This window comes from Dyella choica, assembly GCF_003977665.1.
Lineage (GTDB): Bacteria > Pseudomonadota > Gammaproteobacteria > Xanthomonadales > Rhodanobacteraceae > Dyella_B > Dyella_B choica.
The window spans coordinates 145,119-171,630 of the sequence record NZ_RYYV01000009.1 but is presented as its reverse complement, the minus strand read 5'-3'; the positions used below and the strand labels follow the sequence as shown (position 1 = coordinate 171,630).

Annotated in this window: 23 protein-coding genes and 1 tRNA gene; 15 read left to right on the top strand and 9 right to left on the bottom strand. The window is 60.6% G+C overall.

What is annotated here, in order from left to right; genetic code table 11:
• Positions 1–24 precede the first annotated feature (24 nt).
• Positions 25–603, bottom strand: coding sequence for a cysteine dioxygenase (locus tag EKH80_RS13730; protein WP_126685336.1), 579 nt, complete (start codon positions 601–603; stop codon positions 25–27).
• 235 nt (positions 604–838) lie between these two features.
• Here EKH80_RS13730 and EKH80_RS13725 point away from each other — a divergent pair, with 235 nt between their 5' ends.
• Positions 839–1,111, top strand: a complete 273-nt coding sequence (locus EKH80_RS13725) for a hypothetical protein (protein WP_126685335.1) — start codon at positions 839–841, stop codon at positions 1,109–1,111.
• Positions 1,112–1,195: 84 nt separating this feature from the next.
• On the opposite strand, the gene EKH80_RS13720 is transcribed toward EKH80_RS13725, so the two are convergent.
• The gene (locus EKH80_RS13720; RefSeq protein ID WP_126685334.1) at positions 1,196–1,858 is read right to left on the bottom strand and encodes an energy transducer TonB; all 663 of its coding nucleotides are present in this window, start codon (positions 1,856–1,858) and stop codon (positions 1,196–1,198) included.
• Between the two features lie 518 nt (positions 1,859–2,376).
• On the opposite strand from EKH80_RS13720, the gene EKH80_RS13715 reads away from it, so the two are divergent.
• Positions 2,377–2,535: an ankyrin repeat domain-containing protein gene (locus tag EKH80_RS13715; RefSeq protein WP_126685333.1), complete on the top strand. Its 159-nt coding sequence runs from the start codon at positions 2,377–2,379 to the stop codon at positions 2,533–2,535.
• 258 nt (positions 2,536–2,793) lie between these two features.
• Positions 2,794–3,804, top strand: coding sequence for a hypothetical protein (locus EKH80_RS13710; RefSeq protein WP_126685332.1), 1,011 nt, complete (start codon positions 2,794–2,796; stop codon positions 3,802–3,804).
• A gap of 358 nt (positions 3,805–4,162) precedes the next feature.
• Here EKH80_RS13710 and EKH80_RS13705 read toward each other — a convergent pair whose 3' ends face one another.
• Both EKH80_RS13705 and EKH80_RS13700 read right to left on the bottom strand, forming a co-directional pair.
• Positions 4,163–5,935: a DUF885 domain-containing protein gene (locus EKH80_RS13705; protein WP_126685331.1), complete on the bottom strand. Its 1,773-nt coding sequence runs from the start codon at positions 5,933–5,935 to the stop codon at positions 4,163–4,165.
• 77 nt (positions 5,936–6,012) lie between these two features.
• On the bottom strand, positions 6,013–6,498 hold the full coding sequence (locus EKH80_RS13700; RefSeq protein WP_126685383.1) for a DUF456 domain-containing protein: 486 nt from the start codon (positions 6,496–6,498) through the stop codon (positions 6,013–6,015).
• Between the two features lie 100 nt (positions 6,499–6,598).
• On the opposite strand from EKH80_RS13700, the gene EKH80_RS13695 reads away from it, so the two are divergent.
• Positions 6,599–7,249, top strand: a complete 651-nt coding sequence (locus EKH80_RS13695; protein WP_230473677.1) for an RIO1 family regulatory kinase/ATPase domain-containing protein — start codon at positions 6,599–6,601, stop codon at positions 7,247–7,249.
• Positions 7,250–7,269: 20 nt separating this feature from the next.
• Here the strand turns inward: EKH80_RS13695 and EKH80_RS13690 are convergent, their stop codons facing one another.
• Entirely contained in the window at positions 7,270–8,046 is a 777-nt protein-coding gene (locus tag EKH80_RS13690; RefSeq protein WP_126685330.1) for a ferredoxin--NADP reductase, read from the bottom strand.
• 250 nt (positions 8,047–8,296) lie between these two features.
• Between EKH80_RS13690 and EKH80_RS13685 the strand changes: the two genes are divergently transcribed.
• Positions 8,297–9,820, top strand: coding sequence for a hypothetical protein (locus EKH80_RS13685; RefSeq protein WP_148110425.1), 1,524 nt, complete (start codon positions 8,297–8,299; stop codon positions 9,818–9,820).
• Positions 9,821–10,297: 477 nt separating this feature from the next.
• Here EKH80_RS13685 and EKH80_RS13675 read toward each other — a convergent pair whose 3' ends face one another.
• The gene (locus tag EKH80_RS13675; protein ID WP_158628837.1) at positions 10,298–12,928 is read right to left on the bottom strand and encodes an autotransporter outer membrane beta-barrel domain-containing protein; all 2,631 of its coding nucleotides are present in this window, start codon (positions 12,926–12,928) and stop codon (positions 10,298–10,300) included.
• A gap of 1,304 nt (positions 12,929–14,232) precedes the next feature.
• On the opposite strand from EKH80_RS13675, the gene EKH80_RS13670 reads away from it, so the two are divergent.
• The 6 genes from EKH80_RS13670 (at position 14,233) to EKH80_RS13645 (ending at position 19,844) form a co-directional block, all read left to right on the top strand.
• Complete coding sequence (locus EKH80_RS13670; RefSeq protein ID WP_126685326.1) at positions 14,233–14,856, top strand: hypothetical protein; 624 nt, start codon at positions 14,233–14,235, stop codon at positions 14,854–14,856.
• 474 nt (positions 14,857–15,330) lie between these two features.
• Complete coding sequence (locus EKH80_RS13665) at positions 15,331–16,263, top strand: hypothetical protein (RefSeq protein WP_126685325.1); 933 nt, start codon at positions 15,331–15,333, stop codon at positions 16,261–16,263.
• Positions 16,264–16,391: 128 nt separating this feature from the next.
• Entirely contained in the window at positions 16,392–17,372 is a 981-nt protein-coding gene (gene dusA / locus EKH80_RS13660; protein WP_126685324.1) for a tRNA dihydrouridine(20/20a) synthase DusA, read from the top strand.
• 84 nt (positions 17,373–17,456) lie between these two features.
• Positions 17,457–17,777 carry a PepSY domain-containing protein gene (locus EKH80_RS13655; protein ID WP_126685323.1) on the top strand — a complete coding sequence of 107 codons (321 nt, stop codon included), beginning with the start codon at positions 17,457–17,459 and terminating at the stop codon, positions 17,775–17,777.
• On the top strand, positions 17,777–18,463 hold the full coding sequence (locus EKH80_RS13650) for a response regulator transcription factor (RefSeq protein WP_126685322.1): 687 nt from the start codon (positions 17,777–17,779) through the stop codon (positions 18,461–18,463). Before EKH80_RS13655 ends, EKH80_RS13650 begins: the two co-directional genes overlap by 1 nt.
• Positions 18,417–19,844, top strand: a complete 1,428-nt coding sequence (locus EKH80_RS13645; RefSeq protein WP_126685321.1) for an ATP-binding protein — start codon at positions 18,417–18,419, stop codon at positions 19,842–19,844. Before EKH80_RS13650 ends, EKH80_RS13645 begins: the two co-directional genes overlap by 47 nt.
• A 28-nt stretch (positions 19,845–19,872) precedes the next feature.
• On the opposite strand, the gene EKH80_RS13640 is transcribed toward EKH80_RS13645, so the two are convergent.
• The gene (locus tag EKH80_RS13640; protein WP_126685320.1) at positions 19,873–20,247 is read right to left on the bottom strand and encodes a hypothetical protein; all 375 of its coding nucleotides are present in this window, start codon (positions 20,245–20,247) and stop codon (positions 19,873–19,875) included.
• Positions 20,248–20,602: 355 nt separating this feature from the next.
• Between EKH80_RS13640 and EKH80_RS13635 the strand changes: the two genes are divergently transcribed.
• The 4 genes from EKH80_RS13635 to EKH80_RS13620 all read left to right on the top strand — a co-directional run bounded on the left by EKH80_RS13635 (position 20,603) and on the right by EKH80_RS13620 (position 23,183).
• Positions 20,603–21,574 carry a biotin--[acetyl-CoA-carboxylase] ligase gene (locus EKH80_RS13635; RefSeq protein WP_126685319.1) on the top strand — a complete coding sequence of 324 codons (972 nt, stop codon included), beginning with the start codon at positions 20,603–20,605 and terminating at the stop codon, positions 21,572–21,574.
• The gene (locus tag EKH80_RS13630) at positions 21,571–22,326 is read left to right on the top strand and encodes a type III pantothenate kinase (protein WP_126685318.1); all 756 of its coding nucleotides are present in this window, start codon (positions 21,571–21,573) and stop codon (positions 22,324–22,326) included. The genes EKH80_RS13635 and EKH80_RS13630 overlap by 4 nt, the downstream gene beginning before the upstream one ends.
• 28 nt (positions 22,327–22,354) lie before the next feature.
• A complete protein-coding gene (locus tag EKH80_RS13625) occupies positions 22,355–23,077 on the top strand; it encodes an SPOR domain-containing protein (protein ID WP_126685317.1) in 723 nt (240 codons plus the stop codon).
• A 30-nt stretch (positions 23,078–23,107) separates the two neighbouring features.
• Positions 23,108–23,183, top strand: a tRNA-Thr gene (locus EKH80_RS13620).
• A gap of 134 nt (positions 23,184–23,317) precedes the next feature.
• Here EKH80_RS13620 and EKH80_RS13615 read toward each other — a convergent pair.
• Both EKH80_RS13615 and EKH80_RS13610 read right to left on the bottom strand, forming a co-directional pair.
• Positions 23,318–25,645, bottom strand: coding sequence for a pyridoxal phosphate-dependent decarboxylase family protein (locus EKH80_RS13615; protein ID WP_126685316.1), 2,328 nt, complete (start codon positions 25,643–25,645; stop codon positions 23,318–23,320).
• Entirely contained in the window at positions 25,642–26,406 is a 765-nt protein-coding gene (locus tag EKH80_RS13610) for a hypothetical protein (RefSeq protein ID WP_126685315.1), read from the bottom strand. The genes EKH80_RS13615 and EKH80_RS13610 overlap by 4 nt, the downstream gene beginning before the upstream one ends.
• Positions 26,407–26,512: the final 106 nt, after the last annotated feature.

Below are 26,512 nucleotides of genomic sequence, written 5' to 3'. Positions count from 1 at the left end.
GTGCGAAAAACGCGTTTGCCCAGGTCAGACGCGCAGCGGGCCGGCGATCCGAGCTCTTTGCAGCAAGCTCTGCCAGTACGGCTCTGCCTCGACCTGCTCATACGCGGCAAAATCTTCGAGGTCGCCACCGTATACGTGCAAGGTCAGCGCCGTTTCCTGTCGCGAAAGATTGCGGCAGCGATGCATGTAAGGCGGGTCCGCGTCGAACCAGGTCGCATCGCCAGGGCCGAGCCAGTCGCGGCCGCGCAATTGCCAAGCTTCCGACGTGGATGCACGCGACCACGATTCCACTTCGAGCGCGCCATACAGGCTCAGCTCGATACCCCAAAAACCCGCATGATCATGCGACGGCGTGCTGTAGCCAGGCGGCCATGCCATTACCAGGACGCTGACGCCGGGGTGGCTGCGTCGCGCGACCAGCCAGCGTTCGAAACCGCGATTGTGCGTACGCAAATCGGAAAGGCCGTCGGCAAGCTTGTGCGCATCGCGATGCACGATTGCGCCGAGTTCGCGGGCAAGCGAAGCGAGATCCGGGTTTTTTTCCAGCGAATAGGCCAGCGCCATATCACGCAAGCGTTTAAGACTGTGTCGATAGGTGCGCATACGGTTCTTGAGCAGACCTAAGATGCTCCGCAGTGGAGCATGCACGCCGTTAAATGGTCGTAAGGCCGCAGCAGAGCCGGCATGACTTCCGTAGCATGAAACGTCGGCCGCATCGGCCTATGCTTGTCATCAAGCGGAGCCAAGGATATCGGCTGTGCAGGCCTTGCAGACAAATCCTTAAACCTTTGTCGAGCCCAAGCGCATCCAAGCGCGTAACGATGCCGGAGGAACGGACATGATCGAGCTGATGGTCATTTTCTTGGTGGTAGGCGGGCTGTGGCTGGTCGGCCTGGTCTTCAAGCTGACCTTTGGACTGATCGGCGGTTTGTTCAGCCTGTTTGCCGGGGCGTTGGGGATCGTTATCGGCGGCCTGGTCATGCTGCTGGTGTTGCCGCTGATCGCCTTGTCGTTGCTGCCGGTAATGCTGCCGGCATTGCTCCTGTTCGGCCTGATCTGGACGATAGTCCATCTTGCACGCAAGCCCTCGGTCGCGCCGGTTCCGCACTGAATGGTGCAGGGAGCAGGGAAGGCCGCCGGCGCCGCCTCAGTGCCGGTTTTTCTCCCCTGCCTCCCTATCCGTGCCGGTCGTTCTTTACATATCGTTCAACACAAAGCTGACAGGCACGCTCGCCCACGCCTTGACCGCATGACCGGCCATCACGGCCGGCTGGAATAGCCAGCTCGCCAGCACCTGCTCACGTGCGCTCTTGTCCAACACGGCAGAGCCGCTGCTGTGCTCGATCACGACGTCGACCGGCTTGCCGCTTTCATCCACCAGCACGCGCAACAGCACCGTGCCTTGCACATGCATGCGCAGGGCTTGCGTTGGGAAATGCAACGGCGACGAGCGATAGGCCAATGACACCACGCCCGGCGCGATGGTCTGTGGCGGAGCAGTCGGTGTTGGCGTAACAGGTCGACTGTTAGGCGAAGGCTCGATCGTGGGTGGGGCGGTGATGGGGGGGGATTTTGGCTGCTCGTGCTGCACGATCGGCACGTGCGGGGCAACCGGCACGGCTTTCGGCAGCGGCTTCACCAGGATGTCCGGAGGCGGTGGCTGCACCGGCGGTGGCTCGATCATGGTTATGGTAGTGGTTTTAGGTGATGTCAGCACTTCGGCGATCTGCGGAGCCAAAGGGCGCAGTGCGAAGACCAAGGCGACAAGGTTGAGGGCGATGGCTGCACTGAGCGCGGAAACACGCGCCATGTCCGGATGATGCGCATGACGAACGACTGCCAGGCCTGCGGACGACATAGGACGACCTCCTGACTTTCGATGTGGGTTGTAGGCATCCATCACGCCGTGTGGGGACACGGGGGGATCGTGCGGATGCGGCTCAAGCCTATGCCTACTTCCCGGTTTTGTGCAATAGCCGTCCAAATGGTGTGATGGATGGGTTGGCTCACCTGTAGATGGCTAATATCGATCGGTGGCATTTTTCAATTTCAACAATGCGTGCGAGCCCCGTAGGATTGCTACGGCCCCCCCCTGGCGGCAGGCCATTGCTATAGAGGCCGCCATGATCGACTAACTCGCCCACTTTGAATCGACCTTGGCAAACCTGAGGCGGGAACAGCGCTTCCGCGTTTTCGCCACCCTGGAACGCCGCACCGGCTGTTTCCCGCACGCGACCTGAGAGGGGCCGGAATGCCGGCGCGACATCGTGATCCGGCGCGAAGCCATAACACGATGACGTACATCGACGAGGTGCATGTGCCGAGTTTCATCTTCGCTACCGCACTGCCTCCGGCGATCGCAGTCGTTGGTTTGCCGTGCTATTCGGTCGAAAAGATCTGCTGGCCGAATTGGCGCACGCGGGAGCGCATCTGGACAGCCGCGACGCCCAGGGCCAAACGCCCATGGCCATTGCCGCCAAGCAAGGCAATCAGGACATGCTGGCAACGCTTCGGGAACTGGGTGCCGTTCATTGAGCGGCGTCCCGGACATGGGCGAAATTTTCCGGCTGCTGGATTTGTGCGGTGAGACGTACACGGCTTGTGAAAAGCCAACCATTCGTTCACCGCTGATGCACGGCTTTGCGCCGAGAGTGCCCCGGCCCTGCTTGCCGGGGCGACAGGGAGGGTAGGGGTACCCTTCGGGGGTCTGGTGTCTGCGTTGCACCTCGAGCGGTGATAAGCCCTTCGTCGGCGAAGGAGCGCGTCCACTCACTTTGAAGAGGTACGCGTATCATGAAACCATTTAAGCAACGACGGAAAGCGTGGAAAAGCGCATGCGCGCTCGTGGTCATGGCCGCGTTTGCCGCGTGCGGTATGTCGTTCGCGGCGGATGACGCTAGCCAATCGTTCACGCCCAAAGCGCTGGGCGAGTTCGATGCGAACCTGCGACCGCAAGGCGTCCCGGCCGACTACGTGGTGACGCCGAACGGCTTCTTTTCCGCCTCGTGCATCCAGCGCGTGGAGGAGGGCGAAACCTTGCATGCCGACGGCAGCATCGAATTGCCCAATGGCATGGTGCACAAACCGGCAGCTTGCACGCTGGCGCACTATCGATTCGACGGCACGCGGGTGGAACCGAACGGAAGTTCCTTCATGCCGTTGATCCAGGCCTTGCGCCAACCCACCATCAACGGCTGGGTGGAAGATGCCAATTACAGCAGCTCCGTCAACATCGGCAAGATCGTGGCGACTTGGAAGGTGCCGAGCACGCCGACCAATCAGTCCGGGCAGACCGACTATTTCTTCCCGGGACTGGAGCAACTGCCCACGGTGGAAAGCATTCTGCAGCCGGTGCTCGGCTATGACGCTTTCAGTGGCACGATATGGACGCTATCAAGCTGGAACTGCTGTGTAAGCGGGACCACTTACTACAGCGGCCCGATCAGCGTGAAAGCGGGTGACACCATCCTGGGGATCACCCAGTGCAAGGCTGCCAACAATTGCGGCACCTGGACCATTACCTCCAAGGATGTCACCACCGGCAAGAGCACCACGCTCAGCACCAGCCCTTACGGCAACCTGCGCTGGGTGTTCGGTGGCGTGATGGAAGTTTATGGCGTCAGCAGCTGCAACCAGTTGCCGGCCAGTTCGCCGCTGACGTATTCGAGCATCGCGGTCTACAACACCGGCTTCAGTCAGATTTCCAACCCGCCATGGGGTTCGGACTACCCGGTTGGCTCCACTACCCCGCAGTGCAATTACAACGTCTCCCATACGGCGAGCAGCGTTACCTTGCGCTACTGATTGTTGCCCATCAGCTCCTCCGTTCGCGCGGGGGAGCTCTTTTCTTCCAAAAAAAACCCCGCGGGGGAGCGGGGTTGCAGGATTAGCGGATATCGGGGAGGCGATATCCGCGACAGCTATGTTCCCGGAAGCTAGCTTGGTGAACCGTGGAGCCTGTGTGATGACAGTCTTCACGAAGCGAGGGCTGTGAGCCTCGCCACACTTTCATCCCGCTGTAGCGGGGTGGTTTTGTGTGGCCTGGCGTGAGGGTGCCATCCGGGTGCGCGGCAAGACTTTTGATTATTTGAAGGGGCGAGGGAGTTCGGCAGCTTGGGCTGCGAACGCCAGCCCTCTCCCCGAAGGGAGAGGGGCGGCAGGATCACTTTTTCTGCGCGGGCACGAACTGCGTACGCACCGCTTCTTCCATCAGATCCGGCGGCAACAGGCCTTGACCGATGACGAAGTCGTTGAAGGCTTGACGGTTGAACTGCTTGCCCAGCGCCAGTTCCGTCTGCAGACGCAACTGCTGCAGGCGCATGTATCCGTAGAAATACGAAGTGGCCTGGGCGGGGCTGTTGAAGGTGTAACGGTCCAGTTCCTCGCCTGTCAGCGCCTCGGACAGGCCTACGTCATAACGCAGCACATCATGGGCGCGTTCCTTGCTGATCAGGCCCAGGTTCAGCATGGGATCGAGGAACGCACGCGCCGAGCGCATCAAACGCGCCTGCAGAGCGCCGAACTGGCCGGCAGGGGGCTCAAAGGGCAGCATTTCCCCTTCGGAATACAGCGCCCATCCTTCCACATTCACGCTATTGAAGGCGAACAGGCTGCGTGCCAGCGATACGCCGCGCTCCACCATGGCTGAAAATTGCAGTTCATGCCCCGGCCGGCCTTCGTGCGCGGTAAGCGTCCAGGCGGCAGCCTTGAAGGTGAAATCGTCGTAGGCATCCGAGGCGCTGCCGGTGCTGGACGGATTGCCCATGGTCAGCACAAACGTGCCGCGCTCACCGTGATTGTTGATGAGCGGTGGCGCATCCATATGTGGCGCAGGCTGGTTGGCGGTCTCGGCGGCGGATGCCAGGTGCAGCTGCATCTCGCGCTGCGGCAGCGTGATGATGCGTTCGCGTCGGATGGCGTCTTCGATCTTGGCAATGACCTGGGTGTACCAGGACGTCACATCGTTCTTGCCGAGCTGCTGCTGTTTGAGGGCCTTCATCACGTCACGATAGTCGGAGGCCTGAATGCCCTCGTCCTTCGCCACCACCGGCGCCATCATCTGCATCGCCTGGCGAATTTCCGAAAATTCGAGCTGCGCCTGCTTGATCAGGTCCGCGGCGGGAATGTCGACGCCGACCGCCTTGAGGTTATAGGTGTACAGCGGTTCGGGCAGGCGAAAATCGCTGCGCTGGTGCGGCACGACGGTTTTGCGTACCCATGAGTCGTACTCCTTGAGTTGGGCGTCCATCGCATCGAGCGCAGCCTTGCCCCGAGCATCGTCAAGCTTGTACTTCTGGAACAACTCGCGAATGCCTTGCGCATAGCTCTGCGTGTTGCGCAGCTGCTGGTCCACGCTGCCCTTGTATGGACCGAGCAGATGCGCGTCCGACAGGCGCTCGGCTGTTCTTGCCTCGGCTAGCTGCGTGATCGGCGTGCAGCCTGGGGCCTTGCCCACGTAGCATTCCAGGCGATTGAGCGCATAGGCCCTGCGCTTGGGGTCGACCTCGTCTTTCAACAGTGGAAACTCGCCGTTGAACACGAGCTGGCCTACGTCGAAGTAGGGCAGCATGTATTTGTCATTCAGCTGGATGCCTTGGATGTTGAGCGCCGCCGCCTTGATCATGATCTGAAGGTCCTGGCGCACGTTGGGATCGTGTTCGGCTGCCACCATTTTGTCGAGCTGGCTCTTCGCATCGCGTAGGGCCGCGACCTGGCGTTCATCGGTACCCGATTTCAGGTCGCTGACCTTGTCGTCATAACCTGGCAGGCCGATCTGCGAGGCGTTCTCGGGATTGAACTTCGCCTGGGCCTCGAGCAGTGGTTTGGCGTCGTCATTGCTGCGCTGGACCCAGGATGGCGTCTTGGCATCCTGGGCGTGGGCCGTTCCGGTGGCGACCAAGGCGACTGCCACGGCCAAGGTGAGACTTTTCATCATGACGACCATCCCTTTGGGTTCAAAGAGGCGAGCTTATTCGCAATGATGCGCTCGACACATGCCTCCAAAGCCATGGGTCACAGGTTCAGCAGCCATACCCCGGCGGCCAGCGCCACCATCGTCACCGACAGCACCAGCTTCACCAGCGCGCCAAACAGCAGCCCCAGCCAGGTGCCGATGCTCACGTGGGCGGACCGCAGCACGCTTTTGCTGGAAACGAGTTCGCCGACCAGGGCGCCGACGAAAGGACCGAGGATCAGCCCGGGCAGGCCCAGGAACATGCCGATGAAGGTGCCGATCGATGCCCCCCAGATCGCCAGCGAACTGGCGCCCACGCGCTTTGCGCCGAACGAGGCGCAGACGAAGTCCATGGCCACGCCAATGGCCGCCAGGACGCCGAGTAGGATCAGCCAGACGCTACCCAGATGCTGGTAGTCATCCAGCGCGGCAGCCAGCCAGATGCCGCCGAAGATCATCGGGATGCCTGGGACAGTAGGCAGCACCGTGCCGATCAACCCGCCCACGATCAAGGCAATGGCGAGCGCGTACAGGGCAATGTCCATGAACAGCATGCAGGGGTCCTTGGGCGACGGGGCCGCGAATCGGCGACAATAGTTTGCTGCCGTTCCGGCAGCATTGGCACAGTCTCGCATTGACAAGCACGTGACAGATCATCCCATCCTGCTGAAGGCCGACGAACTGGGGCGCATCGAGGTCGTCCAGCGCGACGGCGTGACGTGCATTCGTCGCGATATACGCGCGGCCCGCTGGTGGGCGAGTGCATTTGCCCACCGCGCGGCGGCACGTGAAGCACGTGCATTGGCGAAGCTCAAAGGCGTTGAAGGGGTTCCAGCGCTGCTGGGATGGAATGGCCGCGAGCTGTTGCGCGGCTACATCGCCGGTAGACCGATGCAGCAGGCGCAGCCGCGTGATCGCGCGTACTATCGCGACGCCCTGCGTCTGCTGGCGCAACTGCACCGGCACGGCATCGTGCACAATGATCTGGCGAAGGAGCCCAACTGGCTGGTGCGCGCGGATGGACGCCCGGCGCTGGTCGATTTCCAGATTGCCTGGACGCGTGGCAAACGCGGCCGCCTGTTTCGCCTATTGGCCCGCGAAGACCTGCGTCATCTGCTCAAGCACAAGCGTACGTATTGCGCACAAGCGCTCACGGCACGCCAGCGTGCGATGTTGAATACGCCGGCGCTGCATTCGCGGTTGTGGCGCGCAACGGGGAAGCGTCTCTACAAGCTGATTGCGCGCAGGGTGTTCGGGTACTGGGACAACGAGGGCAAGGGCAGGGTACGTTCGTAGGCTGGGGCTTGCATCCCAACCTACTTCTCGACGAATGCCCGCTCGATCACGTAATCCCCGGGTTCACGCGTACGTGGCGAAGCCTGGAACCTGCGTGCATCCAGCAACGCGCACAGGTCGTCGAGCATGGCCGGGCTGCCGCACAGCATCACGCGATCGGTCTCAGGATTGAGCGCCGGCAGTCCGATGGTGGCGGCCATCGCGCCGTCCACGATGTTGTCGGTCATGCGGCCGCGGTTGCGGAACGGTTCGCGCGTCACCGTGGGGTAGTAGATCAGCTTCTCGCGCACCAGCTCGCCGAGGTATTCGTGCTGCGGCAGCTCGTTCTGCAGATAGTCCGAATAGGCCAGGTCGCTGATGTTGCGCACGCCATGCGCCAGCACGATCTTGTCGAAACGCTCGTAGGTTTCCGGATCGCGGATGATGCTCATGAAAGGCGCCAGGCCGGTGCCGGTGCCGAGCAGGTAGAGGTGCTTGCCGGGCTTCAGATCGGTCAGCACCAGAGTGCCGGTGGGCTTGCGGCTCACTGTGACGCTGTCGCCTGGCTTCAGGTGCTGCAGGCGTGAGGTGAGCGGGCCGTTCTCGACCTTGATCGAGAAGAACTCCAGGTGCTCCTCCCAGCTGGCGCTGGCAATCGAATACGCCCGCATCAGCGGTCGGCCGTCCACTTCCAGGCCGATCATCACGAACTGTCCGCTGTCGAAACGGAAGCTGGGGTCGCGGGTGGTGCGAAAGCTGAAAAGGCTGCCGTTCCAATGATGAACGTCAATGACTTGCTCGGTCGCCAAAGCCACCATGGTTAGTTCTTCTCGAGTTTGTGAAAACGGGGATAGCGCTGTACGAAACAGCCGCTTGCTCGCGGGGAGGGGCGGGGTAGCCGTTGCCTTGCGAGTGCCGTGCTTGCCACGGGCAGGGCCATAGATTACGTGATTTGGCCGAGTTTCGTGTTAGCGGTTTCTCATATGGGGGCTCGTGGCCATGTACAAGACCTGGGGCGCCTTGCCCGGAAGGGACCGTTCAGTCCCGACCCAAGGGAGGGGCATTCCCATGTCCCAATTTGCCATTTGTCGCCTGGCGATGGGCTATGAGCTAGGCTTCGGACGCTGTGCGGTAGGGGCTTCGGACCATTTGTTCAGGGGTTCGATATCGAATCCGAATGTCCCGTTAGAGAAACGCTGTTCATCATTCCCCAGAGATGGAGTCTCTATGCATCATTCAAGGCTGCTCCTGACGTTTGCGCTGTCTTTCTGTGCCTGCATGAATTTGTTCGCGGCGGATGCGACGCCCTTCGAGCCCGGCCAGGCGAAGGCCTGGTTCGACGAGGCCCACCGCCAATGCAGCATCGATCACGGCAGGTTGTGGGGTGCCAGTTTGTGCGGTCCCATGATGTTCGTGGACCCATCCACGCGCCGGATCATTGCCAGCCAGGCCGACGCGCAGGGACGGTTGAAACCGGAGCAGGACGTGTTCATCGGACGTCTTCCCGACGAGGTGTCGATGTCCAACAGTTCGTTGGAGTGGGCCGGTGTAAGTTGGGCGCAAATGCTGTGGCCGATGCCGGCGGATGCGGGGGAGCGCCGCATCATCATGGCGCATGAGTCGTTTCACCGCATTCAACCGCGGATTGGGTTGGCGCCGCCCCCGTTGGCGCCGCCCCCGGGGGGAGGGAACGACCACCTGGATGCGCTGCAGGGCCGCTACCTGATGCAGTTGGAATGGAGGGCTTTGGACCAGGCACTTGCGGCAACGGACGAAAAGGCCCGGCGCGGCCATATCGAGGATGCCTTGCTGTTCCGGGCGGCCCGCCACCAGCAGTTTCCCAACGCCGCCGCAACGGAACGAGCGCTAGAGCGAAACGAAGGGCTGGCCGAGTACACCGGTGTTACCGTGGGCGCGCTGTCGCCGGTGGAGCGGGTTGCGTTGGCGCGCAAGGATCTCGCCGTCCGGGAGCAAACACCGAGTTTCGTACGTTCGTTCGCTTACGCCACCGGCCCGGCCTATGGCTTGCTGCTTGATCGCTATCTACCAACGTGGCGACTCCAGATACGCGCCAACGACATCGGGCTCTCGGAGTTGCTGGCTACGGCGCTCAGCTACCACCCAGTCACCGCATCGGAGGAAGAAATCCAGACGCGTGCAACTGCTTACCACGGCGCGGCGCTGCTTGCTTCTGAGCAACTGCGAGAGCAGCGTCATCAGAAACAAGTGGCAAGCTATAAGGCAATACTGATCGACGGCCCTCTGTTGGTTTTGCCGCTGCACGATCCGCATGTGATGTTCAACCCGAGCACGCTGGTGTCCATGGGCGATGCTGGCACGGTCTACCCCACCATGAAGGTGATTTCGGACTGGGGGACGATCGAGGTACGCGATGCTGCCTTGATGTCACCTGACTGGAAGCGTCTGGCGGTCGCTGCGCCAACTGATGCGAGCGCCCACGCTGGCATCGTCGAAGGACAAGGTTGGACTCTCAAGCTAAAGGCGGGCTGGCAGATAGCGGGCGGAACAAGGAAGGGCGATCTGATCGTGCGCAAAACTGACGGAGACTGGGAAGCACCGGGGAGTCACTGACACCGGGGGCCAGCTAGGAATCCGGAGGGCATTTTGGAAGGGGGCACGTCGCCTGGGGCAGAACGCATAGAGCTTTAGCCAAGGATACTCTTGAATCTTTGGCCGGGAACCTCCCGATGCATCAAGACGAGAAATGACTGCGCTGCGATTTCCTGGCACTGGCCACTGGTACTAGATCGGTGTCATTTCACCATTACATGCGCCGCCGGGTTGCCGAGGACATGGCACTGCATTGAGGTAAACACCTTGCTCAGGATGCGTGCGCAAATTTCCTTCGATCACCCCTTTCGTGATTGGCCAGAGGAAGACCAAGTCTCATACCCAGGCACATAGATTCGTAGCTCCAATGATGAATGGGACGGACAGGCGATGCCGTTGCTTCCATCGCCTGCTTTCCCGCGCGCATTTAGCTAAAACAGCGGCCGTGCAACCTTATGCATGCGGTTTGCACGGCTTTTGTCGGGTTGCTTGGAGGTGTCATAACTTCATATTCAACGACAAGCGTGCTCCACTGTCCGTCACGTGATTGGAGAATTGTCCGTGATAACCGGCCTCGATATCGAGCCTTCTGCTGAGAGCGAATCGCACGCCGAGATCCACCACGCTGGCATTCTTGGTGACGGGCAAGCCCGCTACCGTGAAATCGACATTGCCGCCACTGATAAAACTCTGCTTGTCGATAGTGCGCAGGTCGCCCATCGCATGTTGGTATCCCACAGCGGCGTGCAACTGCAGATTGGCGGTCGGTTCATACACTCCCCGCAAACCCAAGGTGCCGTAATTCACGCCGACGTCGGCGGCTTGTACATTGAGGGCGGCACTGCCATTCTCGCGAATGGCGCCTTGGTGCATCCATACGCGCGCAAGATCGGTGTAGGGAGAGAGGCTGCCCTGACTGAACATAAACCGGTATCCCGCATCGAAATAAGCCTGGGTGATGCCGTTGCTGCTGTTTGCGTCCGTGGCTCCTTGTAATCCAATCACGTTGATATAGCGGTGACTGCGTGTGGTGTACCAACTATGCGCGACGCCGCCCTGAAACTGCCAGGCATCCAAAGCGGTGCCGGCGTAGAGGCCGAACGTTTTGTTAGTACTATGGGTATCACCCTCGCCGCCGCTGTTCCGGCTGGACAATTCGCCGCTGCCAACAACGGCGCCGATTCGCCAAGCGTCCAGGTTGCGATCGGCTCCAACCAATAGACCGCTACCGTTAACCCGCATTCGTGCAGCATTGCCATCGCTGTCCTGATTCCCGTCATGGCCCCAAAGGCTGGCCCAAACGCTGCTGTCGTTGTCACTCTGCTCGATCTGGCCCGTACTACCGGTGCGTAGTAGATGATCGTTGATGGCGTTGCGCACAAAGTAACTGTCTTCAAGAATGGCGGCGTGCGCACTTGCTAGGCTATCTCCAGTAAGCTCTGTAAAGGCCGTCCTTACCTGATTTGCGGTAAGCGGCAACAGAGCGTCGTAAACGAGGCTGTTCGGCGAAGCGGTGAGCGCTGAAGCCGTCTGGTTTTGATTGCCTGTCACGGCAAATGACTCGAATTCCACAATATTCGGGGTCAGGGTCAGATAAACATCATTGGCGTCGTAGCTAAGTGCGGGCGACAGCAAGGGCAAGTTGGAGCTGACTGAGCCGAACGCGCCATTGATGCTTTTCGCACTGAGAATGGTGTAGTGCGTCGATGGCATCCAGCTGCTTCCGATCGCGTTGACGGTCACGGAGCTGCCTTGCACGCTGGCGGTCCCGCTGACCTGGACGAGGCCGCTTTGGCCGGATGCGTTCGCAGCGAGGTTATAGGTCGAGCCCGCCGAGAGACTCAAGTCACCGGTGATCTTTATGGTTCCGGTCCCGTCAATACCGGGTGACAGGGTGCCGCCGCTATGGACGGCTACACCCTGAATATTGCTGTCGGCCACCAAGGTCGCCCCGTTGTCGACTGTTATGGTATAGCTGCCTGTAATGGGGCTGCCGTCCGGTGCGTTCAGCGTATGGCCGAAATCGCTGGTGATATTCAGCGTTCCGGCAGCGACCTCGACTGGGGCGTCTTGGTAGCTCTGGCCTGCAATCGTCAGCGTTCCCGCACCCGTCTTCAGCAGGTTGGCCCCGGCGAAAAGGCCGTGGCCGAAAGTAACGACGGAATTGCTCGCAACATCAATTTGTCCACTTTCAGCCACGGCAATTGGGGTTGGTAACGTAAAATTACCGGTCAATTGAAGCGCGCCACCCAACAGGGAGATACCTGCGCTGCCTACTTGAGTAGGATCGGTAACGGCTAACGCACCGCTTTGAATAAAAATGTTGCCGTTGTAGGCACTATTGTTGCCCGTGAGGGTCAGTGTGCCAGTGCCTGCTTGTGTGACACTTCCTACGCCACTGAGTGTGTTTGAGAGCGCGAACGAATCGGAACGATCAATCCATAGCTCACCATATTTGTTAATGTTGATGTTACCCAATACCGAGCCAGTGGTGCCGCCGTTTCCAATCTTCAGCGTTCCCCCGGCGATAATTGTTCCGCCCGTATAGGTATTGTTTGCCGTAAGTATCAGCTTGCCTTCGTCGATTTTTTCTAGTCCCGCATTGCCGGTCAATACACTGTCGATCTGCACATGATAGCCAACACCGATGGTCAGCCCGTTACCGACGCTGATGATAGGCATTGCACCGTTATTTGCTGCAAGGGCAACAGGATCTCCGGTTATGGAATAGTTGATGGGCGATATAAAATTTATACCCGTCACCGTTACTTTTCCGGCGCTGTTGTCGACTTGGACCGTGCCGCCGAATTCATAAAAGCCCGCAACCCCCGGTTGGGGCGACATGGGGCCGTGCACCGTTAATGCGTAATTGGTCCAGTTCGGTGACGTCATGGTCCATATGCCACCGCCACCGCCGGGAGTGCCAGGGAAGTTATCAAAAAATTCGGGATTGTTACTTGGCGGTCCAGGCATGGCCTGACCATTGCCGTTCCATACGTTAACCGCATTTGACGTAGCTCCGGCCGAAGCAGGAGGCGATAGCGCTGCGGCCAGGAGCGCCGCACCACACGCAATCGCCAATGCACATTTTCGTGGATTTGATGAAGCTGCAATCTTGGTCGAACCCATGGAAGAGCGGCTGCGAACGTTGCAGATGTCCCCATTAAGTTGGCCAAGGCAAAATATCGGGTTCGAGGCGATAGGGTGCTTGTGGGTCACGGCGTCCATTCTTTAAAAAAAGTAAGATGCAATTGAGGGTGCAAAAGGTCGGATGACCATTTTGGGGCGTAGACGCATGAGGTGAACGGTTCTAGAGGGGGCGTCGAGGCGTTCACCAAAAATTGGTTTGCTGAATCCCACGCTGCTGATGGAAGCGCTGGCCGGCGCATGCAATGCGGGCTAAAGCGAAAGCTGGCTTTGATTTTGCCCAGCACAAAGCGACCCTATGTCGATGTTCCATGCTTTCCCCTGATCCTTGTCTGAATTTCGCGGGCTCCGTTCGCAGCCAGCGGCTAGGCGCGCAAACTGGTTCTTGGCCAAGTATTGGTGGTATGGATTTTTATTTCAAGCCATGCGCCCATAGCGTGGAAACGGCGACTGATGCGGTTTGAGCTTCGCTGTTTTCGGAGCTGGTTAGTCCGTTTATCCGGGCGGTGCGAATCATTTGCCATCGAAGTCGCTTTAGGCGGGAGCGGCAGGTCAGTATCAATAATCCGCGATAATGTTCGGCGACGCGGTGATGGGGGCTAAAAGATTCCTTGTGGATCACTATGGGGTGCCAAGTATCCGGTTGAAGTCGTTTTTATGGGCGTCTGGATGGGTATTCGCATTTTGTTCGAGCATTGCCACAAGCATTGCCATCAGCGTCAAGCGGGTCGATTCATGCAAGGCTTGCCTGTTATGGCTTGCTCAGTGATGGGATCGCTGACGCAGCGGATCGACTGATGTGGCCCCAGAATCGTCTGCTTGACGATTAAGTGTCTCCGTGGTGGATTGCAGGAAGGATTCGGGCTGCTGGCCGTCAAATCGTTGCTTCTTCATTTGGACTGGCGTCCGCCATTCCTTGGAGTAGGCAGCGCAGCGTCAAAGCTATGTCACTTCCGATACGCAGTTAAACTATCTGCATGCAAAGTCTTAGCCCCAACGACTGGCGCCTGACCGTAGCCCCTATGGTGGATGGGGCGAACAAAGTCAAATAATCCTTATTTGGCATGCGTTTAGGTCTTCAGTAGATCACCTTGTAATACCGCCGTTGCACCGAACCCAGGCCCGTGAAGTGGCGAGGACTTGCTGCGTCGACGGACACTGGGCAAGCTCTGATTGTCTGCTTTCGACAACCCAAAGCGGTCATGCCGTGATCGCCCTGACGTCGACTTCAAGCGGAAGCGATTCGTACAGATCACTATCATTGGTTACCTTCAGAGTGAGGTCTCATGACTGCGAGCAATTCGAATGGTTTTTGGCATGCCGCGTCGGTAGTGCTTGGAATTGCGTGCATTCCGTTCGTTGTAATTTGGTTCTGGCATAACCTGGCCGTAGTCCACGAACCATTTCATCCTGTGCCGCCAGACCACGTTGTTCCCATGCTGGTCGGACGCAATAGCGTCTACACCGTCTACGTGACGCCACTGCAAAACAAGTTCTGGAGTCCATGGGTGATAGGCACTGGTGTATGCGTAGGGCTCGCCTTCTCCATTGCGTGTATTTTGGCGAACAGAGGGCGTATGCATGTGCTCGCTCGGGTGCAAATGATTGCCACGAAAGACGGTGGCCGCTCAGGACCCGTGGCGACCGGATATCGATCAAATAGCACTTTTCATGGAGCCAATGGTTTGGTGTCCTGCATCGGTCAGTTTGAGTTGGAGGACAATCGATGGATATACCCAGGCGACCTCGCGGAGATCATCGTTTCATTCCGTAACGGGACGGACCTGGCCAACGTTATTCAGGCTGGCCGAAAGTGGAGCATTCACGAGGGCGGAAAGCTCGTCGGCTACGGCGAAGTGCTCGCACTTCTGTCGATGGCGACCTTCGATGCAAGTCCGTCTGGGAGGTAAGGAGACGCGGCGCGTCAATATCCGGGGTACTCCAAGATCCGTTTCCGAAACGGACGTACGCACCCTGCGGAGAGCTCTAAAAATTCTGCGCGGACTCTATGGCGCCCATGCGGCGCCATAGAGTGACCCATGAGGCCTAGCTAGTAATACCAATCATGCGTCACCGGCCAAGCTCCAGCTGGATCCTTCTGATGTGCATACGTTGTCGGCGAGCTGATTTGGCCAGTAAACTGGGGTGGCACAACTCAGGAGGGGGAGATGCGCTTCTATTTATTTGCGATTTTGAGCCTGTTGACGGTCGCCGCTCATGCGCAATCGGCAGGAACTATGCCTCCGGGCGGGGCACCCAATGCCAACTAGATTCCTCAGGGATTCGTATTCCTATCGCAAAGTGCGCTTCCGACGCGAAGCAGACATTTCTGACCCGTAGGCAAAATCATTCACTCAATCAGATCAGCCCATACGGGGATTGGTATGGAAACCGTTTGTCACGCTTGTGGTTATCAAAGAAGGCCGACTGATCAGGCGCCTGATTGGCAATGTCCTTCTTGCGGCAAGGCGTATGTGAAGACCTCGCAGGAATCACCTAGCCCGCTAGTGATCTACACAGATAACCCCAATCCCTCTTCTGAGTCAGGCAGCCGACTGCACGGAGGACCTTCCTACCGGAGGGCGCCGAAGGAGACAGCCCTCAATAAGTACTGGATGCTCATCGGAATTCTCTATGCGCTCTTTTTGTACTTGGGTATTCCCATACTTGCCGATCCGTCGTCAGCATCCACCATTCTTCTGCACAGTGACGCTGGATTTGAGTTGCTCATTTTCATCGCGCTGATGGCGGTGGTGGTTATCGGCAGGCGCATGAGTGCGGGTGTCGATTCCAGTGATCCTAAGTCCGTATTTGTATTTGCCGCTACATTCTTCGGGCTCGTTTTTGCGGTATTGTTTTTTGCTGTCGCGACTCTTGGGCACAACGAGGAACGTGCCGAGATCAGGATTCAGCGTAACGGCCTGCGGACCATGGCAGACGTCGTCCGGATCTATAGGGGAGGCTGTGGTAGACGATCTTGCAGCATCTACGTGGAATACGCATTTACGCCGTCAACTGAAACGAGCGATGCATCGAAGTCCATACATGGCTACGCAGATCTCGGCGATCGTTTCGATGATCCTCATGTCAATTACGCACGCACAAATAAGCAGGTCCCGATCGCCTACGAAGTTGGTCATCCGGAGATCTCGGCACTGAACTTCAATGATGAAGTTTTTCGTCTCGATTACGGTGAACACTCCCATGGCACAATGGTCTCGTTGGGAAAGATCTTCCTGGGGGTCTTCGTGCTGGTGCTCGCGGTAGTTGCCCTTAGCCTTTGGTTGCGTCCAGGGAAGAAGTCGAATGCCAATTGAGCCGAATGTGACGGGGCTTTTGCAGGTCGATCTAGGTGCCCGCTTCCGACTCACAGCGGACCTTATGAAGATACTCCCCGCCGTCCGCTCCATGCAGCCATCGTGGTCGGCCGGGTACAATGCGCGGCATGCTTCGACCTCATCGAGATGATTTCCGGCTTTCGGTCGCCCCCATGATGGACTGGACGGACCGGCACTGCCGCTATTTCCACCGCCTGTTGTCCCCGCACGCCCGTCTTTACACCGAGATGGTGACCAGCGCGGCGCTGGTGCGCGGCAAGCAGTTGCGGCTGCTGGAGCATAGCCAGCAGGAACACCCGCTGGCGTTGCAGCTGGGCGGTAGCGATCCGCAGGAGCTGGCGGAAGCAGCGCGCTACGGAGCGCAGGCCGGCTATGACGAGATCAACCTCAATGTCGGCTGCCCCTCCGACCGGGTGCAGTCCGGGCGCTTCGGGGCGTGCCTGATGCGCGAGCCGGCGCTGGTGGGGGATTGCGTCAAGGCGATGCGCGATGCGGTGTCGGTGCCCGTCACCGTGAAATGCCGCATCGGTGTGGATGACCAAGACGACTACGCGGACCTGCAGCACTTCACCGAGGCGATGCTCGATGCGGGCGTGGAGGTGCTGGTGGTGCATGCGCGCAAAGCCTGGCTGCAGGGGCTTTCGCCGAAGGAGAACCGCGAGATTCCGCCGCTGGATTACCAGCGTGTGTATCGCCTCAAGCGCGAATTCCCGCAACTGGTGGTAGTGATCAATGGCGGCATCACCACGGTGGAGGCGGTGCGCGAGCATCTCGCCCACGTGGATGGCGTCATGCTGGGACGCGCGGCTTATCACGATCCCTACGTGCTGGCCCGGGTCGAGGAAGCGCTTTACGGGGCGCCGCTGCCTGCGCGCGAAAGCGTGCTGCGGCACATGCGTCCGTACGTGGAGGCGGAGCTGGCGCGGGGGACTGCACTCAAGCACATTTGCCGCCACCTGCTGGGGCTGTACCAGGGCGAGCCGGGGGCTCGCAGTTTCCGGAGGGTCCTGAGCGAGGGGGCGCACCGGGAGGGAGCCGGCTGGGCTTTGGTGGAGCAGGCCATGGCGCCGATGCTGGCCGCCGCATAGCTCCGTTCAGCCGTCCGGTCATTATTCAGCCCGGGTTGAGCAGTATGTTCAGGAACCGGACCCTTCCGGCACTCACACGGGACTATGGCTTTGAAGCAACTCGCATGGATGGCCGCGACCTGGCTGCTGGTGGCCGGCACGGCTGTCGCCCAGACAGCGCCTGCGCAGGGCGGCATGAGCCTGGACCAGGCTGTTACCCAAGTACAGCAAAGGGTCGGCGGCAAGGTGCTGTCGGCCGAACCACGTCATATCGGGCATCGGGTGGAGTACCGCATCAAGGTGCTAACGCCCGAAGGGCATGTGCGCGTGATCGCCGTGCCGTCCGATGCCACCCATGTGCCGCCTGCGGCACAATCCTCCTCCAAGAAACCCCCTAACGGCGGAAGCAAAAAGGAGAAACACTGATGCGCATCCTCCTGGTCGAAGACGAAGCGCCGCTGCGCGAGACGCTGGCGGCTCGACTCAAACGCGACGGGTTTGCCGTGGATACCGCCCAGGATGGCGAAGAAGGCATGTACCTGGGCCGCGAAGTGCCGTTCGATCTGGCCATCATCGACTTGGGGCTGCCCAAGATGTCGGGCATGGACCTGGTCAAGTCCTTGCGCGAAGCCGGGCAGCGCTATCCCATCCTTATCCTCACCGCGCGCGGCAGCTGGCAGGACAAGGTCGAAGGCCTCAAGCACGGTGCCGATGACTACCTGGTCAAGCCCTTCCACGTCGAAGAGCTGCTCGCGCGCATCAATGCGCTGGTGCGCCGTGCCAGCGGCTGGTCCAAGCCGGTGCTGGCCTGCGGCCCGATCAAGCTCGACACCACCGCGCAAACCGTGACGGTGGAAGGCAAGGCGGTGGACCTCACCAGTTACGAGTACAAGGTGCTGGAATACCTGATGCTGCATGCCGGCGAGCTGGTCTCCAAGGCCGACCTGACCGAGCACATCTATCAACAGGATTTCGATCGCGATTCGAATGTGCTCGAGGTCTTCATCGGCCGCCTGCGCAGGAAGCTGGATCCGGAAGGGGCGTTGAAGCCGATCGAGACGGTGCGTGGACGTGGGTACCGCTTTGCTATCCCTCGCAGCGAAGACGAATGAAGCAGCCACGCGCCGCCCGTTCTCACTGGCGGCGCGTGCAGCGCTTACCACCGGCCTTGTGTTGGCCGCCTTCCTGGGCGCCATTGGCTGGACGTTGTCGCGCACCTATGCCGCCAGCGAACTCAACAAGCTGCAAGGCCGCCTGCACGACTACGTAATCACCTATATCGCCGGTACCGACGCGCGGCGTGACGGCACGCCGCTGATGCCGGATACGCCGCCGGACCCGATGTTTTCACGCCCCGGCTCGGGCCTGTATTCCGTGGTGCTGGGCGACAATGGTTTCCACTGGGAATCGTCTTCGGCGCTGGGGCGCGACTTCAGCTTCCTGCATCCGCTGCAGCCGGGGCAGTCGCAATTCATCGGTCCGGTCGATACGGAACTGGGGCGGCTTTACTACTTCAGCTGGGGTGTGGCGCTGGAGGTGCCGGAGCGCCAACCGGTGCACCTAACCTTTACCGTGGCACAGACCGAAGACGAACTGGAAAGCAACACCGCCGTTTACCGGCGCAGCCTGGTTGGCTGGCTGGCCACCCTGGGCGTGATGCTGATCGTGCTGCAGTTGCTGCTGCTGCGCTGGAGTCTGACGCCATTGCGCAAGGTGGCCAGCGACATGAGCCGGGTAGAGCGTGGCCAGAGCGACCAACTGGATAGCCAGTATCCCGCCGAGCTCACCGGCTTGACCGGCCGGATCAACGCCTTCATCGATAGCGAGCGCGAACAGCGCACGCGCTATCGCAACACGCTTGCCGATCTGGCCCACAGCCTGAAGACGCCGTTGGCGGTGATCCGCTCGCAGGTGGAAGCGAGCGAGTTGCCGTCCCTCGTGCGTACGCCAGTGCTGGACCAGGTGCGGCGCATGGATGAGCTGGTCGCGTATCAGCTCGCGCGTGCGGCTACTACCGGGCGCCAGACCTTTGCCGCCGCCGCGGTGCCGATCGCCGGCCATGCCGAAGATCTGGTGCAGAGCCTGGAAAAGGTCTATGCCGCGAAGAACGTGCTGTGCGAATTCGATATCGACGACGGTGCAGCGTTCTACGGCGAGCAGGGCGATCTGCTGGAGCTGATGGGCAATCTGCTGGAGAACGCGTTTAAATGGGCCGGTCACCACGTGTTGCTGGTGGCCAGGGCGCACCGCCAGCCGGGCCGCGCACGCCCTGGCCTGTTGCTCAGCGTGGAAGACGATGGCCCCGGCATCGAAGAAGCCATGCTTGAAAAAATCCTGCAGCGCGGTGTGCGTGGAGACGAACGTGTGAAAGGCCATGGCATTGGCCTGTCCATCGTGCAGGATATCGTGCGTGCCTATAACGGGGAGCTGACCGTGGACAGTTCGCCGGAATTCGGCGGAGCGAGGTTCAGCGTGGCGTTGCCGCCCACCTGATCAGCGGCAGGGTTTACGGCGAAGGCGGTTACTGGATCGAGCCGGGCAAAAGCGATTGCCAGCCGAGCCCGGAAGAGCCGTGCGAGGAGCCATCCGGCGAGGAATCGCCACTGCTGAAGCGAGCCGGGCTGTCATCCATGCCGTTGCCGCCGGAGTTGCCGGAGCGATTGCTGGAGGACGGCGGCCGGGAGGAAGTGCTGTTGTCGCGCTGCACATTCATCACATCCCCGCTGGACGAAGAAGATGTGTCATGGCTGCCGGCATGTTCGCTGCCGCCGTTGCGCCCCGTGCAACCGGCGCTTGCGCCCATGGCGCCGGCAGCCGCAGCAGCTCCTGCAGCCGCCGCATTGACGGCGGTCCCAAGACCCAGCAGGCAGACGAGCAACAATGATGTGGCGCGCATGGCAGTCCCAGCCCCCAAGGCATAAAGCCTAGCCCCTGGATAGTCCCAGAAACCTCGTCTGGATGCCAGTGTCTTCATCGGCCTTTCGTAGGCTATGGCCAGGGTATCGCGTCAACAATAGCTGCGCCCAGGCCTAAAATGACGATCTACCCGTGCCCGTCATGGATTGCCTTCCTCGCTTAACTCTTTGATCTATCGGGCGATAGTCGGTGGTTGACGGCTTCGCCCGGACACCCCTGTTTGTTGACGCGCCAAACATCCTGTTTAATGCCGTTCATTTTGCCGATGTCATTGCCTGTGCCACTCGTTTCCTCGCGACCCGCGCGACTCGCTCACTTTTGGGGCCATTGAGGCCATGCAGCCGCAACAGCTACTGGCCACCTTGGCTTCCGGAGAGACGCTTTCCGGCTCCCGCCTGGCCGCCGAAGCCGGCATCACGCGTGCTGCCATCTGGAAACAGATCGAGGCCTTGCGTCAGCGAGGCGTGCCGGTCGAATCCGCCGGTGCGGCCGGCTACCGCTTGCCGTGGCCGATCCAGATGCTTGACCGCGAGGCGATCCGCGCGGAGCTACCAGCGGCGGTCATGCGGCGGCTGGGGGCGCTGGAGGTCCATTGGGAGATCGATTCCACTTCGAGTGAATTGCTGCGGCGTGGCGGCGACGCCGCCGACTTCAGCGTCGTGATGGCGGAAACCCAGACGGCCGGCCGTGGCCGGCGCGGGCGCAGCTGGCTGTCACCTCCGGGCTTGAACATCTATCTGTCGTGCCTGAAGCGATTCGAGGCGGGGTTCGCGGCGCTCTCAGGTCTGTCTTTGGCTACGGGTGTGATCGTGCTACGCGCGTTGCACGCACTTGGAATGGATGGCGTGCTCTTGAAATGGCCCAATGACGTGCTCGCCGATGGCGGCAAGCTGGCTGGCATCCTGGTCGAGCTGAGCGGTGAGTATCAAGGGCCGTGCGCGGCGGTGATCGGCATTGGCCTCAACCTGCGGCTCACCGATGACCTGCGCGAGCAGGCAGGGCAGCCCATCTGTGATCTGGCTACGCTTGCCCAGGGCCGGCCACCGGGCCGCAATCAGGCAGTTGCCGCCCTGATCTCCAGCCTGGTGGAGGGATTGCAGCAATTCGAGCGCGAAGGTTTCCGCGCTTTTGTCGATGAATATGCCGAACACGATGCGCTGCGTGGAGTGCCGCTGCGCGTGAGCAGCGCAACAGGCGAACTCGACGGCATCGGTGCGGGCATCGATGCGCGCGGATCGCTGCAATTGCAGACAGCTACGGGCTTGCACGGCATCGACAGCGCCGACGTCACGGTGCGGCGCGTATGAAGCTGCTGCTCGATCTTGGCAATACGCGCTTGAAATGGGCTGTAGCCGATGCCGGCGAATGGATCCTGCGCGGCGCGGTGGCGTGGGAGGAAGATGTATCCGCCGTGCTGGCCCAGGCCTGGGGCGATCTCGACTCGCCGGAACGGGTGCTGGGTGCCTCCGTGGTCGATGCGGCACGCGAAGTGCAGATCGAGCGCGTCATGGCGGAAATTTTCGGCCAGCAGGTCGAATGGGTGCGCACTGCGGCTGAAGCCTGCGGTGTACGCATCGCTTACGCCGATCCGCAGCGCCTGGGTGTTGACCGCTTCCTTGCCATGGTGGCCGCGCATGCTGTGGAAGAAGTGCCTTGCGTTCTTGCCGGCATCGGCACGGCATTGACGCTCGATGCCCTGGCCGCGAACGGACAGCACCTGGGTGGCCTGATCGCACCGGGGCCGTTGCTGATGCAGCATTCGCTGCTTGGCGCCACCGCACGCGTGCGGCCGGAACACCCTGGCGTGATCCGTGATCTTGCCGACAACACCGCCGATGCGGTCGTCTCGGGATGCTGGCAGGCCGTTGCCGCCCTGATCGAACGATTCGCGGCAAACGTGGCCAAGCAATCGAGCCGCCCGCAGCGTCTACTGCTGGACGGGGGCGATGCCGCAGCCCTGCTGCCGCTGCTGGGCATGCCTGCCGAACTTGGCGCCGACAGCGTGCTGCGGGGCCTCGGTGTGTGGGCGGCCTCACATCCGGCGTATCCATCCTCCTAGAATCGACCCACCTGGGGGGACTTGTCTGATGTTGCTGCGTTTGCTGTTCGTACTGTTGATCGCCTTGAATATTGCTGTTGGCGCGTGGCTGCTGCTAGGCCAGAACGATACGCATGCCGGTTTCGCCACGGATCCGGGCGTACCCAAGTTGCATCTGCTGTCCGAACTGCCGCCGCCCGCGACCAGCACCGCCCCTGCGCCTTCCGCGGCGGCGCCGGCCACAGCCGCCACGCCTGCTTCAGCGCCTGCCAGCACGAATGCACCAACCGCCGTGGTACCTAGCGCCAATGCACTCAGCTACGCGTGCATGGCGCTGGGGCCGTTCGCGACGCAGGAGGACCTGCGTATTGCCCGTAATACGCTGGGGGCGCAAGTGCAACGCATGCGCGCGCGTCAGGAGCAGACCACGCAAACGCGCGGCTGGTGGGTGCACCTGCCACCCAGTCCGAATCACGCGGCCGCCCTGGCGCAGGCACGCCAGCTCGGCGCGCGCAATATCCAGGACTACTTTGTGGTGAATGCGGGCGACAACCAGAACACCGTGTCGCTGGGTTTGTTCAAGGACCCCGCCAACGCCCGCAAGCGCCGCGACGAAATCATTGCCGCGGGCTTCCCGGCGCAGGTAAGCGAGCGCACCGAAAGCGTGCCCGAATACTGGCTGGATCTGATTCCTACCGACAGCCAGCACTTCGACTGGCGCAGCCGGATCCATGATCCGGCCATCGGATCGCACAGTACCGGCTGCTTTTAGGGCTGAGCCTGCTAGAATGCACGGCCCAATGCCGGCATAGCTCAGTTGGTAGAGCAACCGCCTTGTAAGCGGTAGGTCGTCTGTTCGAGTCAGACTGTCGGCACCAGGAAATTTCCGCGCGGCGCCATGCCCTCTTGTCGCGTTTCCTCGGGGCCTTCATCAAGCACATCACCCTCCTCTCAAAGCAGGGGAGGGTGATGGCAATGCCCGCATGGCGCTAGGCCTGGACAGAATTACAGATTACAGATTGGCTCTTGGCCGGGCGTGGCCATTGCCGCTGGTACCGATAGCTGCTGCCGTACCGGGTTTGAGCGGGATGCGGATGGCTTCGTCCTCTTCGCCCCGGAACACGGTGAAAGGCTGTGCCTTGATTTCCCGGATCGCACCGAGCACCGCCTTGCGCAGTGCGTCGATCAGCGTGGGAATGAAATTGCCTTTTTCCGTGCTGGTCATCCACGGATCCATGGTGGTGGAAAGCAGGAAGGAAATGGACTGCTCCGGATCGCCCTGCACGCCAAGGCGCTGTTTGAATGCTTCGACGAAGGCCTGGCCATACACGCTAGGCTCGAAGGCCGAATTGGTGAGGATGATCGGCGTTTCGCGGGTGTGGTCGCTGTTCGGCTGCAGGCTGCACTGGTTGTAGATGGCAGTGTTGAATGCGTTGAGCAATTCCACGCTGTGATTGAGCGCGCCGTCATCCAGGCGATAGTTGAACGCATAGGAAACGATGATTTGGTCCGAGCCCAGCTCGGTCAGCAATTGCATCGCCTGCGGATCGCGCAGCAGCTCTTCATTCGACTTGGGTACGATTTCGCGCGCGATGTATTCCAGTTGCGCGCGAATCTCCTTCTTCGTCCCGCCGGCCTGCTCTGCCGGCAGACGCTGGAACGGCACGATGACGAACGGCGAATCCTCCTCCAGCGCCATCGTCACCAGGGCAGCGTAAAGCCGCTTGCTGTTGAACAGCGATTGCCCGAGGATCTTGCCGTAGCCGCTCTGGTTGGTGCGGATGACGCGATGGCTGAGATAGACGCCGGCCGCCGCCGCGCCCGGCTTCGAGCCTTCCACACCATAGATGCCCACGGTGGGATCTGCAGTGCCTTTGTAGACCACGGGTGCGGTGAAGGAAACCAGATTGCGCTGCGCACCGTTGCGATAGCACAGGCCACCCGCCGGATAGGGAATGTAGCCGGCCTTGTGCGGATCGATGGTGATGGAGTCGGCAGCAGGCAGCGCTTCGTACTGTGCCGTGACGTAGTCGCTCATCGCCAGATCGGGTGTGAAGCGCAAACCGTCCGCCTTCGCCGCCAGGGGCGCATCGTGCTTGGGCGTACGCAGTATCGCGGCGAAATAGCCGCCCCACGCCGCATCGACGTGCACGGGGTAGCTGAAACCGGCCTGACGATATTCGTCCCGCAAGGCGATCACTGCGTCCAGGGGATCGACTGCGCTTTCCTCGGTCGACCCCAGCACGGCGATATTGAGTATCACCGGCCGGCGCTCGGCCAGACAGCGGTCCAGTGCAGCCCGCAGGGCCGGCATAGCCATGCGCGCGTTGAGGTCTACATCGACGCCGACGAGGCTGTTTTGCCCGATGCCCAGAATGGCGGCCGCCTTGGGCCAGGAATAGTGCATCGTCGCCGGGCCGATCAGCGCCGGTGCACCTACCTCGCTTCTCAGGTACCGGCGCGCGAATTCGACGTAGCCCAGTTGCTGGATGGAGTAATTGTTGATGAGGTTGATACCCTCGTTCGACGCCGAGCTGATGCCGTAGTCGTTCACCATCACTGTGGGGATGGCCAAAACCACGTCCGGTTCGAGATTGAGCTGCTGCCATGGTGTCAGCCGCGTCAGGATCTCCCGCTCACCGTTGGGTAGTCGCACCGTCATGTTCCTGGCCGCGGCCAGCGACGGCTCGCGCATGAGTGCGGCGGCTACCGAAACGGGGTAATACTTCAAGTTGCGCGCGGACCACATCGCTTCAAGATTGGCCACGCTACCGTCGCAGGTGATGTGTCCCCAGGGACGGATGGCCGCCATGTCGTCTTTCGGCGGTATCCGATACCCGAGCAGTTCGCACAAATCGTCGCCGACGATCATCTCCAGCGGCGTTGTGACCGGCGAGGCCTCCGAGGCAACATTGTTCTGGTTGTACAGCATGCCGGCAAAATACCCTGCAACACCGGGCAAGGTGATGTCCCAGTTCATGTGGGCTTGATAACGGTAGCTGAAAAATGGCACCGAGCCTTTCAGCTTTTCCAGGAGATGGAGGTACTCCTCGCGCATCACCTTTACCGATTCCTTGTACGCCTGGGATTTCTTGATCTCCTCGGTTACGTAGGGCGGATCGTTCGGAAAGTATTCGCGCCGATCCATGCAATGCGCCCCAATGGCATCGGCGATCAGTTCCTTCAGCAGCTGCTCGTTCTCGGCCTTGGGTCCGAGGAACCATGCCGCCAGGGACGAAGTGCCAGGGACGTCGAGTGAGAACACATCGCCGGCTTTGGTTTGGGCAAGCGCTTGGTTGAGCTGCTCGGTGAAGCGCTGGGCGGATGTTTTCGAATTCATGCTCTTCCTCCTAGCTCTGCGTTGGCGCGGTGCGCTGCATGCAACTGCTCACCGCCGCTGGATTCATGGGCCATGTTGATGGCTGCCGTGTCGAAGTACGAGGTGACTCCGATATCGACGAGGTACTCGCCGATACCGCCGACACTGACGCTGTAGGCGGGCGCAGTGAGCGGGTTGCTGGTGTGGAACTGTTGCGGCAACGACAGAAAGTTCACCGTTACGCCGGAGGCCAGGTGCTCCGCATCGAGCCACGCCGGCACCTCGATCAGATCAAGCACCTGGTCGAAGTCGGGCGACTGACTGGTCCAGTGCACCAGATGTGCTTTCGTTCCTGCCCCGAACAGGTAGTAGGTGAGGTAGGGGGGGTAATCCATGCAATAGTCGAAGCGGCGGAATATCACGATCCGCTCGATCCGCACGGGGACGTTATGGATCAGCGGCGGATCGGTGTTCGGATCGCTCGGCAGCCCGCGGAAAATATCGGCGTTGAAGGCGATACGCTGGCCGCTGGCGATCTGCGGGATGGTCATCAGATCCGTTTGCAGATTGCCGAGTATGTAGGTGGTGCCTGGCGGTTGCGAGGCTCTGTCCGCCGCATAGGCCTGCATGGCATAGGGGGGCAAACTCACTTGCAAAAGCAGCTGATAGCGATGGTCTTCCATGTTGAACATGGCCAGGTGGTGCACAAACAACGTTTCGGTTCCCATCATCACAAACCCGTGCTGGTCCGGCGAGTCGGCCAGCGGATAGGTTGAGATCATGACCCACCTCCTTAGGTTGATCGCTTAAGTGAACAGCGAAGTTTCACAAACGGGCGCGTAGCTGTTGGCAATGCAGTGCCGCTCGCCACGTGGTTCCTGGAGGGGG

Bases quoted from the DNA above. Each gene is read 5' to 3' on its own strand.
- EKH80_RS13690 (WP_126685330.1), bottom strand. From the start codon at position 8,046: ATGGTGGCTTTGGCGACCGAGCAAGTCATTGACGTTCATCATTGGAAC.
- EKH80_RS13635 (WP_126685319.1), top strand. From the start codon at position 20,603: ATGCAGCCGCAACAGCTACTGGCCACCTTGGCTTCCGGAGAGACGCTT.
- EKH80_RS13720 (WP_126685334.1), bottom strand. From the start codon at position 1,858: ATGTCGTCCGCAGGCCTGGCAGTCGTTCGTCATGCGCATCATCCGGAC.
- EKH80_RS13725 (WP_126685335.1), top strand. From the start codon at position 839: ATGATCGAGCTGATGGTCATTTTCTTGGTGGTAGGCGGGCTGTGGCTG.
- EKH80_RS13685 (WP_148110425.1), top strand. From the start codon at position 8,297: ATGTCCCAATTTGCCATTTGTCGCCTGGCGATGGGCTATGAGCTAGGC.
- EKH80_RS13655 (WP_126685323.1), top strand. From the start codon at position 17,457: ATGGCTTTGAAGCAACTCGCATGGATGGCCGCGACCTGGCTGCTGGTG.
- EKH80_RS13710 (WP_126685332.1), top strand. From the start codon at position 2,794: ATGAAACCATTTAAGCAACGACGGAAAGCGTGGAAAAGCGCATGCGCG.
- EKH80_RS13705 (WP_126685331.1), bottom strand. From the start codon at position 5,935: ATGATGAAAAGTCTCACCTTGGCCGTGGCAGTCGCCTTGGTCGCCACC.
- EKH80_RS13670 (WP_126685326.1), top strand. From the start codon at position 14,233: ATGACTGCGAGCAATTCGAATGGTTTTTGGCATGCCGCGTCGGTAGTG.
- EKH80_RS13615 (WP_126685316.1), bottom strand. From the start codon at position 25,645: ATGAATTCGAAAACATCCGCCCAGCGCTTCACCGAGCAGCTCAACCAA.
- EKH80_RS13625 (WP_126685317.1), top strand. From the start codon at position 22,355: ATGTTGCTGCGTTTGCTGTTCGTACTGTTGATCGCCTTGAATATTGCT.
- EKH80_RS13665 (WP_126685325.1), top strand. From the start codon at position 15,331: ATGGAAACCGTTTGTCACGCTTGTGGTTATCAAAGAAGGCCGACTGAT.
- dusA (WP_126685324.1), top strand. From the start codon at position 16,392: ATGCTTCGACCTCATCGAGATGATTTCCGGCTTTCGGTCGCCCCCATG.
- EKH80_RS13700 (WP_126685383.1), bottom strand. From the start codon at position 6,498: ATGGACATTGCCCTGTACGCGCTCGCCATTGCCTTGATCGTGGGCGGG.
- EKH80_RS13630 (WP_126685318.1), top strand. From the start codon at position 21,571: ATGAAGCTGCTGCTCGATCTTGGCAATACGCGCTTGAAATGGGCTGTA.
- EKH80_RS13640 (WP_126685320.1), bottom strand. From the start codon at position 20,247: ATGCGCGCCACATCATTGTTGCTCGTCTGCCTGCTGGGTCTTGGGACC.
- EKH80_RS13730 (WP_126685336.1), bottom strand. From the start codon at position 603: ATGCGCACCTATCGACACAGTCTTAAACGCTTGCGTGATATGGCGCTG.
- EKH80_RS13675 (WP_158628837.1), bottom strand. From the start codon at position 12,928: ATGGGTTCGACCAAGATTGCAGCTTCATCAAATCCACGAAAATGTGCA.
- EKH80_RS13610 (WP_126685315.1), bottom strand. From the start codon at position 26,406: ATGATCTCAACCTATCCGCTGGCCGACTCGCCGGACCAGCACGGGTTT.
- EKH80_RS13650 (WP_126685322.1), top strand. From the start codon at position 17,777: ATGCGCATCCTCCTGGTCGAAGACGAAGCGCCGCTGCGCGAGACGCTG.